The organism is Buchnera aphidicola (Tuberolachnus salignus) (assembly GCF_900016785.1).
Classification (GTDB): domain Bacteria; phylum Pseudomonadota; class Gammaproteobacteria; order Enterobacterales; family Enterobacteriaceae; genus Buchnera_F; species Buchnera_F aphidicola_M.
The window spans coordinates 409,039-421,426 of the sequence record NZ_LN890285.1 but is presented as its reverse complement, the minus strand read 5'-3'; the positions used below and the strand labels follow the sequence as shown (position 1 = coordinate 421,426).

The 12,388-nt window shown below is 22.2% G+C and carries 10 protein-coding genes and 1 tRNA gene; 7 read left to right on the top strand and 4 right to left on the bottom strand.

The annotated features are described in order from the left end of the window. Positions 1 to 281 precede the first annotated feature (281 nt). Positions 282 to 1,652 carry a ribosome biogenesis GTPase Der gene (der, locus tag BTSPAZIEG_RS02080; protein WP_075472972.1) on the top strand — a complete coding sequence of 457 codons (1,371 nt, stop codon included), beginning with the start codon at positions 282 to 284 and terminating at the stop codon, positions 1,650 to 1,652. A gap of 28 nt (positions 1,653 to 1,680) precedes the next feature. Here the strand turns inward: der and fdx are convergent, their stop codons facing one another. The 4 genes from fdx to BTSPAZIEG_RS02060 form a co-directional block, all read right to left on the bottom strand. Further along, the gene (fdx, locus tag BTSPAZIEG_RS02075; RefSeq protein WP_075472993.1) at positions 1,681 to 2,013 is read right to left on the bottom strand and encodes an ISC system 2Fe-2S type ferredoxin; all 333 of its coding nucleotides are present in this window, start codon (positions 2,011 to 2,013) and stop codon (positions 1,681 to 1,683) included. Positions 2,014 to 2,068: 55 nt separating this feature from the next. Beyond that, positions 2,069 to 2,611, bottom strand: coding sequence for a Fe-S protein assembly co-chaperone HscB (gene hscB, locus BTSPAZIEG_RS02070; protein WP_082252453.1), 543 nt, complete (start codon positions 2,609 to 2,611; stop codon positions 2,069 to 2,071). Positions 2,612 to 2,682: 71 nt separating this feature from the next. Then, on the bottom strand, positions 2,683 to 3,099 hold the full coding sequence (iscU, locus tag BTSPAZIEG_RS02065) for a Fe-S cluster assembly scaffold IscU (RefSeq protein ID WP_075472970.1): 417 nt from the start codon (positions 3,097 to 3,099) through the stop codon (positions 2,683 to 2,685). A 23-nt stretch (positions 3,100 to 3,122) separates the two neighbouring features. Further along, positions 3,123 to 4,337 (bottom strand): IscS subfamily cysteine desulfurase, encoded by a 1,215-nt coding sequence (locus tag BTSPAZIEG_RS02060; protein WP_075472968.1) that lies wholly within the window; start codon positions 4,335 to 4,337, stop codon positions 3,123 to 3,125. 212 nt (positions 4,338 to 4,549) lie between these two features. Here BTSPAZIEG_RS02060 and BTSPAZIEG_RS02055 point away from each other — a divergent pair. The 6 genes from BTSPAZIEG_RS02055 (at position 4,550) to rho (ending at position 12,257) form a co-directional block, all read left to right on the top strand. Then, a tRNA-Trp gene (locus BTSPAZIEG_RS02055) sits at positions 4,550 to 4,623 on the top strand. 147 nt (positions 4,624 to 4,770) lie between these two features. After that, positions 4,771 to 6,624 carry a dihydroxy-acid dehydratase gene (gene ilvD / locus BTSPAZIEG_RS02050; protein ID WP_075472966.1) on the top strand — a complete coding sequence of 618 codons (1,854 nt, stop codon included), beginning with the start codon at positions 4,771 to 4,773 and terminating at the stop codon, positions 6,622 to 6,624. Between the two features lie 41 nt (positions 6,625 to 6,665). Beyond that, a complete protein-coding gene (gene ilvC, locus BTSPAZIEG_RS02045) occupies positions 6,666 to 8,135 on the top strand; it encodes a ketol-acid reductoisomerase (protein WP_075472964.1) in 1,470 nt (489 codons plus the stop codon). Positions 8,136 to 8,242: 107 nt separating this feature from the next. Beyond that, entirely contained in the window at positions 8,243 to 10,204 is a 1,962-nt protein-coding gene (locus tag BTSPAZIEG_RS02040; RefSeq protein WP_075472990.1) for a UvrD-helicase domain-containing protein, read from the top strand. Between the two features lie 178 nt (positions 10,205 to 10,382). Next, entirely contained in the window at positions 10,383 to 10,715 is a 333-nt protein-coding gene (gene trxA, locus BTSPAZIEG_RS02035; RefSeq protein ID WP_075472962.1) for a thioredoxin, read from the top strand. A gap of 282 nt (positions 10,716 to 10,997) precedes the next feature. After that, a complete protein-coding gene (rho, locus tag BTSPAZIEG_RS02030; RefSeq protein ID WP_075472960.1) occupies positions 10,998 to 12,257 on the top strand; it encodes a transcription termination factor Rho in 1,260 nt (419 codons plus the stop codon). Positions 12,258 to 12,388: the final 131 nt, after the last annotated feature.

The window sequence follows — 12,388 nt, the reverse complement described above, 5'->3', positions numbered from 1 at the left end:
CTAATTTAAATATTTAATTTATATTGTTTTTTTTTTTTAATAACTTGTGTATAACTTGTATATAATTATGTATAAAAAATATTTATAAAAAATTTAAAAATTTATTTTTAAAAATTAATTTTTAAATTATCTAGACAAAAAAAAAATGTATGTTAAAATTTATTTTCTCAATATAAAAATACTAAATTTAATTTAAAAATTTTATTTATTTTTTAAAATATAAATATTAAAAAATTTTGAAATAATTTTTATAAATATTTTTTTGGAGTATTATAAAAAATATGTATCCTAAAATTGTCTTAATTGGTCGTTCAAATGTAGGAAAATCGAGTTTTTTTAATATGCTAACAAAAAAAAAAAATATGTTAGTTCATAAATTAAAAGGTACTACTTATGATCGCAATTTTGAAAATTTTTATTTTCAAGATAAAAAATTTATTTTGATGGATACAGCAGGTTTTGAACTATCTTTTTTTACGAAAAAATTAAAAAAAAACAGTTTATTTGTACAAATTTATACACAAATTATAGAATCAATTAAAGAATCTGATTTGGTAATTTTTATGGTTGATGCTAATATTTCGTCTTCTAATTTAGATTTTCTTATTTTAAAAAAAATTCAGAAAAATTTTAAAAAAATTTTTTTATGTATTAATAAAATTGATTTAATTAAAGATTTTTTTATAGATAATAATTTTTATAAATTTGGTATAAAAAATATTTATCCAATTTCTATTTTACATCGAATTGGAATTTTAGATTTATTAAAAAGTATATATTATTTTTTTTATATTAAACAAAAAAAAAAATTTGAATGTTTTAATAATATTTCTAAAAAAAAAAAAATATCAATAAAAATTGGAGTTATTGGTAAGTCAAATGTTGGAAAATCTACATTAATTAATTCTTTAATTAATGAAAAAAGAGTAATTACGCATGAAATTGCAGGAACAACACGAGATTTAATTAAAATTCCTTTTACCGATCATAAAAATTCGTATTTTTTAATTGATACAAGAGGATTTCAAAGAAAAAAAACACAAAAAAATTTTATAGATTCTATTTCTAGGATTAAAACTATAAATTTTTTATCGGAATGTCACGTTGTTTTAATAATATTTGATGCATATTTAGGTGTAACTTCACACGATTTATCTTTATTAAATTTAATCATTAAAAAAGGATGTGCATTTATTATTGTAATTAATAAATGGGATCTCATTTCTCAAAATAAAAAATTTTTTTTAAAAAAAAATATTTTTTTACGTTTAAAATTTATAAAATGTTATAAAATATTTTTTGTTTCTGCTTTAAAAAAAATTGGTATACAAAATTTTTTTAATGAAATTAAAAAAGTTTATAAAAATTCTATTCAAATTTTTACCCCCCTTTTTTTGACAAAAATTCTTCAAAAAGCAATTTTATATCATCCTACTCATATGGGAACGAATCATAAATTAATTCGTTTGAAATATGCTCATTTAGGGGGTACTAATCCATTAAAAATTATTATTCATGGTACACAAACTCAATTTTTAAAAATTTCATATCAAAAATATTTAAAAAACTTTTTTCAAAAAAAATTAAATATTTTTAGTTCACCAATCGTTTTATTCTTTAAAAATAGTATAAATCCTTATATAAAAAAATAATTTTTTATAATTGATTATGATTTTTGTTTTATTCAATTTTTTGATGTAAGTTATATATTGGAATTTCTACTTCTATGTCTTCTTCTCCTAGTTTAGCTTGACATGCTAATCGACTATATTTTTCTAATCCCCAAGCTTTGTCTAATAAATCTTCTTCATTTTCTAAACAGATAGATAATGAATTAAATCCTTTTCGAATAATACAATGACATGTACAACAAGCGCAAGATTGCTCACAAGCATGTTCTATATTAATATGGTTTTCTAATGCAACATTTAAAATACTTTGCCCAGGTTTAGCTGATATTACAGCCCCAAAAGGTAATAAAATTTTATGAGGATAAAAAAAAATTTTAGGCATATAGTTCCACGTTAAAAATTTTGTTATATATGATAAAAAATTAATCATATTTTTATTATGAAACATTATTTTTTTTATCATATAATAAATTAATTTTTTTTAATATTTTTTTTAAAAACAATAATTTGTATAATATTTTTTGAACTTGAAAAAAATTTTTATTATGAAATTCAAAAGCAATATTTGAAAAATTTTTTTTAATTTTTAATTCTATAATTTGTTTAAAAATTAAAATTTGATTTAAATTATGATTTATGTTTTTTAATTGTTCTATTTTTTCATATAATTTAAATTGTTTTTTTAAAATTTTTTGATCTACAATAATTAATTTTTTAAAATTTTTTATTTTAATTGTTAAAATTTTTAATAAATATATAGCACGTTTAAAATCATTTTTTAAAATTTGATAGCCTTGGTTAATATTATATGAAAATATTTTTTTTTTATTTATATGTAATATTTTTTTTTTTATTTTATCAGGATGATATTTTATTTGTAAAGTATAAAAATTTTTTTTTAATAATTTTTTATTAATACAAAATTCTTGAGGTATTTTAAATAAATTAAAATAATTAATTTTATTTTTTGTATATTTCATAGTTTTTTAATATATAGAGTGCTGAACTCTAAAATAAATTTTTCAGCACTAAGGAAAAATAAAAATTATATTTATAATTTTTTATGTTTTTTATTATTTTTTTTTAATAATATATTTTTTGAATAATAATTAGAAATAGCTGATTTAATTGCGTCTTCGGCTAAAATTGAACAATGTATTTTGACAGGAGGTAAGTTTAATTCTTTTACAATTGCAGTATTTTGAATGCAAGAAGCTTCTTTTAATGTTTTTCCTTTAATCCATTCTGTCATTAAAGAACTAGAAGCAATAGCAGAACCACATCCATATGTTTTAAAACAAGCATCTTCAATAATTCCCTTTTTATTTACTTTAATTTGTAATTTCATTACATCACCGCAAGCAGGAGCACCGACTAAGCTAGTTCCTACATTTTTTTCTTCACTAGAAAAAGAACCAACATTTCGTGGGTTTTCATAATGATCTAAAACTTTTTTACTATATGTCATATTTTTTTCTCATATAAAATATATTATTTATTCCAAATAATTTTATTTAAATCAATTCCTTGTTGATGCATTTCCCATAATGGTGAAAGTTCACGTAATTTTTGGATTGCTTTCTGAATAGACGAAATAGTGATTTGAATTTCTTTTTCAGTAGTATAACGACCTAATGAAAAACGAATTGAACTATGTGCTAGTTCATCTTTAACACCCATAGCACGTAAAACATATGAAGGTTCTAAACTAGAAGAAGTACAAGCTGAACCAGATGATATAGCTAAATTTTTTAATGCCATAATTAATGATTCCCCTTCTACATAATTAAAACTAATATTTAAAATATTTGGAACGCTATTTTTTAAATATGTATTTAGGTATATTTCTTCTATGTTTTTAATACCATTCCATAATAAAATTTGCAATTTTTTATAATGTAAAATATCTTTTTTCATTTCTGTATGTAGAATTTGACAAGCTTTTCCTATTCCTACAATTTGTTGTACTGGTAATGTTCCTGAACGTAAATTACGTTCATGTCCTCCCCCATGTATTTGAGGTGTCATACGAATTCGAGGTCGACGACGACGTATGTATAATATTCCTATTCCTTTTGGTCCATATATTTTATGTCCTGAAAATGATAAAAGATCAATATTTAATTTTTGAACATTAATTTTAATTTTCCCAATACTTTGAGTAGCATCAACATGTAAAAATATTTTTTTTTTTTGACAAATTTTACTAATTTCAGAAATATTTTGAATTATCCCTGTTTCATTATTTACATGAATAATAGAAACTAATAAAGTATGAGGTAAGATATTTTTTTTTAATTCTAATACATCAATAATACCATATTTATTAGGTTTTAAATATGTTATTTGACATCCTTGATTTTCTAAATATCTACAACTATCTAAAACTGATTTATGTTCTATTAAACTTGTTAAAAAATGTATATTTTTTTTTTTGTAAAATTCATAAATTCCTTTAAGAGCTAAATTATTTGATTCAGTAGCTCCAGAAGTAAAAATAATTTCTCGAGGATCTGCATGTATTAATTTAGCTATATTAATTCTAGATTTTTCAATAGCTTTTTCCGCATCCCATCCAAATTGATGAGAACGTGAAGCTGAATTTCCAAAAATTCCAGTAGATAAAAAATATTTTTTCATTTTTTTAAAAACTCGAATATCTACAGGTGTAGTAGCAGCATAATCTAAATATATTATTTTTTTCATATGAAATATCTCAATTTATTTAAAATTTGTAAAAATTGTAAAGTTTTTTTAATAAATTAAAATTTTTTGTAAAATATTTAAAAAACATTACAATTTTTTATATTTAATTTTTTTTTATGACATTTATTTTTAAATTCTTTCATGAGATATAGTTGTTTTTTTTTTTTAGTTTCTGTATAATTAAATTTGTAATTTTTTTTGATGTTTCATAAAAGGGTGTAGTTTAATTTGGTAGAGCGTCGGTCTCCAAAACCGAAAGTTGGGGGTTCAAATCCCTCCACCCTTGAATTTTTTTTTATTATAAAAAATTTTTCAAAAAACTCTTAAAAATCTTATCATATTTATCATTTAAATTAAATACATGTATTATTTTTTCAAAACAGTTTTTTTTTAAAAAAAAATTTATATATTAAATTTTTATGAGTAACTTTTTATGCCTATTTATCGATCTTCTACTACATTCAATGGAAGAAATATGGCAGGAGCAAGAGCATTATGGAAAGCAACAGGTGTAAAAGATCAAGATTTTGGAAAACCAATTATAGCTGTTGTGAATTCATTTACAGAATTTGTTCCTGGTCATATCCATTTACGAAATATTGGTTCTTTAATTTCTAAAGAAATTGAAAATTCTGGAGGTATTGCAAAAGAATTTAATACTATTGCGATTGATGATGGTATTGCGATGGGTCATAGTGGAATGTTATATTCTTTGCCGTCTCGCGAATTAATTGCTGATTCTATTGAATATATGATTAATGCACATTGTGTTGATGCAATGGTATGTATTTCTAATTGTGATAAAATTACACCTGGTATGTTATTAGCGGCAGTTCGTTTAAATATTCCTGTAATTTTTGTATCTGGTGGTCCCATGGAATCTGGTAAAATTATTCGAAATAATCAAATTATTAAAATTGATTTAGTCGATGCGATGGTTACTGGAGCCGATCAAAATATTTCAAATATTGAATTAAAAGAAATTGAAGATTCAGCATGTCCTACATGCGGTTCTTGTTCAGGAATGTTTACTGCAAATTCTATGAATTGTATTACTGAAGTTTTAGGATTGTCTCTGCCTGGTAATGGAACATTATTAGCTACGCATATAGAACGTAAGAATTTGTTTTTAAAAGCAGGTCAATTAATTGTTAAAAATACAAAGTTATATTATGAAAAAAATGATAATAGTTTATTACCAAAAAGTTTAATTACTTTTAATTCTTTATATAATGCGATTGCTTTAGATATTGCTATGGGAGGTTCTACAAATACAGTATTACATTTGTTAGCAATTGCTTCGACTGCAAATATTAAATTTACTTTAAAAGATATTGATAACATTTCTAAAATAATTCCTTGTTTATGTAAAATTTCTCCTAATACTTCATTATACCATATGGAAGATTTGCATCGTGCAGGTGGCGTTATTGGTATTTTGGTAGAATTACATAAAGAAAATATGTTAAAATGTTTTGAAAAAAATATTTTAGGTTTAACATTATCGGAATTATTAAAAAAATATAATATTATAAATACAACACAAAAAAAAATTAAAAATTTTTTTTTAGCAGGTCCTTTAGGTCAAAAAACACGGATTCCATTTTCTCAAAATTTTAGATGGCTTACATTAGATAGTGATCGTCAATTTGGATGTATACGTTCTATTCAATATGCATATCATCAAACTGGAGGATTAGCAGTTTTGTATGGTAATTTAGCACCTTGTGGAGCGATTATTAAAACAGCTGGAATTCGAAATGTGAATTTAAAATTTATTGGTCCCGCTAAAGTATATGAAAGTCAAGAAGATGCTGTTTTTGCAATTTTAAATCATAAAATTCAGAAAGGTGACGTTATAGTTATTCGTTATGAGGGGCCTTGTGGAGGACCTGGAATGCAAGAAATGCTATATCCTACGTCATTTTTGAAATCTATGAAATTAGATTTAGATTGTGCTTTAATTACTGATGGTCGTTTTTCTGGTGGAACTTCTGGAATTTCAATAGGGCATATATCTCCTGAAGCGGCAAATCAAGGTATTATTGCATTAATTAAAAATGGTGATTTAATTAAAATTGATATTCCAAATCGTAAAATTATTTTAAAAATTACAGAACAAGAATTAAATAATCGAAAAAAAATAGAAAAAAAACGAAAAAATTTCGCATATACTCCTATAAAACGAAAAAGAGTGTTATCTGATGCTTTAAAAATTTATGGTTTACTTGCTACGAGTGCTGATACTGGAGCAATTCGTGATATTAAAAAAATTATTCGTTCATAAATATCAATTCTACTTAAAGTCTTTTGAAAGGTATATCATTAATGAAAAATTATTTTAATTTATTAAATTTTCGAGAAAAATTACAAGAATTACAAACTTGTCATATAATAAAAAATTTAACTATAAATTCATTAAAAATTTTAAAAAATAAAAAAATAGTGATTATTGGTTGTGGTTCTCAAGGATATCATCAAGGATTAAATTTAAGAGATTCCGGATTAGATGTTTCTTATGCTTTTCGTCAATCTTCAATACAAAAACAAACTCGTTCTTGGAAAAATGCAAAAAAATCTAATTTTTTTGTTGGTACATTTGAAGAATTAATTCCAAATGCTGATTTAGTGATTAATTTAACACCAGATAAAAATCATGCTATTGTAGTAAAAAGTTTACAAAATTTAATGAAAAAAAATTCTTTTTTAGGATATTCACATGGTTTTCACATTGTTGAAAGTAATGTGGTAATACGTTCAGATATTACAGTGATTATGGTAGCTCCAAAATGTCCAGGTACTGAAGTTAGAGCTGAATTTTTAAAAGGATTCGGGGTACCATCTTTAATTGCTGTACATCAAAAGAATGATATATATCAAAAAGGTTTAAATATCGCAAAAGCATGGGCTGTTGGATTAGGTTCACATAAAGCAGGTGTATTGAGATCTTCTTTTTCTGCTGAAGTAAAATCAGATTTAATGGGAGAACAAACTATTTTATGTGGATTTTTACAAACTTGTTCATTAGCATGTTATGAACATTTAATTTCAAAAGGTTATGATGTAAAATATTCAATTTCATTAATTCAATATGGATGGGAAAAATTATCTGAAGTTTTAAAAATTGGTGGTATTACATTGTTGTTTCATCGTTTATCTAATTCAGCTCAAATTCGTGCTTATCAATTATCTCAAAAATTAAAAAAAATTTTATATCCTTTATTTTCTGCACACATGGATAATATTTTATCTGGAATATTTTCTAGAGATTTAATAAAAGATTGGGAAAATAACGATCATAATTTATTGTTATGGCGTGATATGTATAAAAAAGAAGATTTTGAAATTGCAAATAATGTACCAGTTGATTTATTAAAAGAAAATGAATATTTTGAAAAATGTACATTAATGGTTGCGATGTTAAAAGCAGGTATTGAATTATCTTTTGAAATTATGGTAAGTTCAGGTATTTTAGAAGAATCTGCATATTTTGAGTCTTTACATGAATTACCATTAATTGCGAATACTATTGCACGTAAAAGATTATATGAAATGAATCAAGTGATTTCTGATACTGCAGAATATGGAAATTATTTGTTTACAAATTCAGCATTGCCTATTGTTAAAAATTTTTTAAAAACGATTGAAAATAGTGATTTAGGTGAATCTATTTATACTATGTCTATTAACAATAAAAAATTAAATTTTTTACATTCTAATATTGAAAATCATCCAATAGAAAAAATTGGAAAAAAATTAAGATCATATATGTATTCTATGAAAAAAAAATATAATTAAATTTTTGAAAATTTTTTAAAAAATTTTTTAAAAAATTTTTTATAATTTTTTTTATGTTTTTTTGTATAATATTAAAAATGTTATTATTTATTTTTTGTGATTTTTTTATGAAATTAAATTTGATACAAAAACAAGCTATTAAACACGTTATTGGTCCTTGTTTAATTTTAGCAGGTGCAGGATCTGGAAAAACGAGTGTTATTATTAATAAAATAATTGAATTAATAAAAATTTGTCATTATCATCCTAAAACAATTATTACAGTTACGTTTACTAATAAAGCAGCATATGAAATTAAAAATCGTTTAAAAAAAAAATTAACATCATTTGAATTAAATACTCTTGTAATATCAACTTTTCATTCTTTAGGAATGAAAATTATATATCAAGAATATCATTTATTACATATTAAAAAAAATTTTACGTTATTAAATGAAAGTGATCAATTTAAAATTTTAAAAGAAATATTTTTTTTTTCTATAAAACCGAAAAAAAAAATTTTAAAAAAAATATTATTTAAAATTTCTTATTGGAAACAAAAATTATTACAAGTTAAAGATTTAAAAAAAAAAAAATATGAAAAATCAGAACAAATTTTTATATTTTATTATAGCAAATATGAAAAATATTTAAAATTGCATAATATGTTAGATTTTGATGATTTAATTTTATTACCAACATTATTATTAAAAAATAATTTAACAGTTCAGTTAAAGTGGCGTAAAAAAATTCAATATATATTGATTGATGAATATCAAGATACTAATATTAGTCAATATGAATTAATGAAAACGTTAATTAATGTGCCTTCTAATTTTACAATTGTTGGAGATAATGACCAATCAATATATTCTTGGAGAGGTGCACAACAAAAAATTTTTTTTTTATTAAAAAAAGATTTTCCAGCATTAAAAACAATCAAAATGGAACAAAATTATCGTTCTTCTCAATGTATTTTAAAAGCTGCAAATTCCTTAATTTCTAATAATCCTATTTTTTTAAAAAAAAAATTATTTTCAAATTTAAAATATGGACCTCAAATTTATCTTTTTGAAGCAGAGAGTGAATTTGAGGAAGCTAAACAAATAATAAATTTTATTTATACTCATAAAAATACATATAATTTAAAATATTTTGAATATGCGATTTTATATCGTAATCGTTATCAATCTAAGGTTATAGAAACAGAATTAATTAGTCATAATATTCCATATACATTGAATAATGAACAATCTTTTTTTGAAAAATTAGAAATTAAAGATTTGTTAGCATATTTACGTTTGGTTTTAAATTCTTCAGATGATTTAGCGTTTTTACGAATTATTAATGTTCCAAGACGACGTGTAGGGATTAATACAGTATTGAAATTAAAAGAAATTTCTTTAAAATATAATTTAAATTTATTAAATACATGTATTTTTAAAAATCTGTTGTTATTTTTTAATTATAAAACTGTATTAATATTAAATAATTTTTTTAAATGGATTTTTAATTTAAAAAAAATTTTAAAAAAAACACCTGAAAAAATTTTAGATATTATTATTTGTGATATCAATTATTTAGAATGGACTAAAAAACGTCTTAAAGATTTAGATTTATTTAAAATTGCTGTTAATAATATTAATTTTTTAAAAAATTGGTTATTAAGAAATTTATTAAATACTCAAAATAAATCATCTTCTTATTTTTCTGATATTATTGCACGTTTAGTTTGTGGAGAAAATTTAGATGATTTACATCAAGAATCTAATAAAAGTAATACGTTACAATTAATGACGTTACATTCATCAAAAGGGTTAGAATTTTCTGTTGTATGTATTATAGGATTAGAAGAAGGGATTTTGCCTCATAAAAAAAGTATTCTTCTTAAAAATATTGTTGAAGAAAGACGTCTTTTATATGTAGGTATGACTCGTGCAAAAATGCAATTATTTTTAAGTTTTTGTAAAAAAAGATATTTTTTTGGAGAAATTTTAAAAATGTTACCGAGTCGGTTTTTAAATGAATTACCGAAAAATGATATTTTTTGGCATAAAAAAAAATATATTAATTCTAATTTTTTTTTTTAAAATAAAGAATATATATTAAATATTTAAAAATATTTATTTAAAAAAATAATGATTAAAAATTTTTTTTTAAATTAAAAAAGTTTATTTCTATATTTTTAAAAAAATGAATTTATTTTTAATTTTAAGTTTTTAGAAAGAGTAAAGATATTTAATTTTTTCATTTTTAAGGAGATTGAATATGAATACACATAAAATTATTGAATTTACAGATTTAAATTTTGAGAAAAAAATAAGTATTGTAAATAATTATATTTTAATTGATTTTTGGGCAGAATGGTGTAATCCCTGTAAACTTTTAACTCCTATTTTAGAAGAAATTTCATTAGAATATTCAAAAAACTTAATAGTAGGTAAATTAAATATTGAAACTAATACCGAAATTCCTTTACGATATTCCATCCGTAGTATTCCGACATTATTATTATTTTATAATTCTGAAATTATTGCTACGAAAATTGGAGCATTATCTAAAATAGAATTGTTAAATTTTTTAAATAAAAATATGAAATAAAACATATTTTTTTTAAAAAAAATGTTTTTTAACATGAAATTTAAAAATTATTTCATAAAAAAAAATTAAAGTTTAGTTTTTAAAAATTATTTAAAAAAATCATTTTTAAATTTTAATTTTTTTTATTTGATGTATACAGTTTTTATATGAATTATTTTAATAAAATTAATAAATTTATTATTTTAATATATAAATTTTTTGTTTAAATAATTCAATTTCCTGTAAATCTAAAAAAAATAATTTTTTAAAATTTTTTATGAAATTATTAAGAAACTTATGCTTATGAATCTGACCACATTAAAAAATACATTAGTTTCAAAATTACTGCTTTTAGGAGAAGGAATTGGTCTTGAAAATTTAGCCCGTATGCGTAAACAAGATATTATTTTTTCAATTTTGAAACAACATTCTAAAAGTGGAGAAGATATTTTTGGAGATGGAGTACTAGAAATTTTGCAAGATGGTTTTGGTTTTTTGCGTTCTTCAGATAGTTCTTATTTAGCGGGTCCGGATGACATTTATGTATCTCCGAGTCAAATACGACGTTTTAATTTAAGAACAGGTGATACAATTTCCGGAAAAATACGTCCTCCAAAAGAAGGAGAACGTTATTTTGCATTGTTAAAAGTAAACAAAGTTAATTATGATAAACCTGAAAATTCTCGCAATAAAATTTTGTTTGAAAATTTAACTCCTTTACATGCAAATTCTCGTTTAAAAATGGAAAGAGGAAATGGATCTACTGAAGATTTAACTGCGAGAGTATTAGATTTAGCATCTCCTATTGGACGTGGTCAACGAGGTTTAATTGTTGCACCACCAAAAGCTGGGAAAACAATGTTATTACAAAATATTGCTCAAAGTATCTCTTATAATCATTCTGATTGTGTTTTAATGGTTTTATTAATTGATGAAAGACCAGAAGAAGTAACTGAAATGCAACGTTTAGTGAATGGTGAAGTAATTGCATCAACATTTGATGAACCTGCGTCACGTCATGTTCAAGTAGCTGAAATGGTTATTGAAAAAGCAAAACGTTTAGTAGAACATAAAAAAGATGTAGTAATTTTATTAGATTCTATTACACGATTAGCTCGTGCTTATAATACAGTAGTTCCTGCATCAGGAAAAGTTTTAACTGGAGGAGTAGACGCTAATGCATTACATCGTCCAAAAAGATTTTTTGGTGCAGCGCGAAATGTGCAAGAAGGAGGAAGTTTAACAATTATTGCAACTGCATTAATTGATACTGGTTCTAAAATGGATGAAGTAATTTATGAAGAATTTAAAGGAACTGGAAATATGGAGCTTCCATTATCTCGAAAAATTGCTGAAAAGCGAGTGTTTCCTGCTATAGATTATAATCGTTCTGGTACTAGAAAAGAAGAGTTATTAACGACAACTGAAGAATTGCAAAAAATGTGGATTTTGAGAAAAATTATGCATCCTATGAGTGAAATTGATGCTATGGAATTTTTGCTAAATAAACTTGCTATGACAAAAACTAATCATGATTTTTTTGATATGATGAAACGTTCTTAACAAAATCATATATTTTTCTTAAATATATGATAATGTAAATAATTTATGTATTTTTTTATATATTTTTTAAATCTATTTAAACTGAATTAAATTTAAATATTTTTTATTTTTTAAAAATTTTTAAAAAAAAC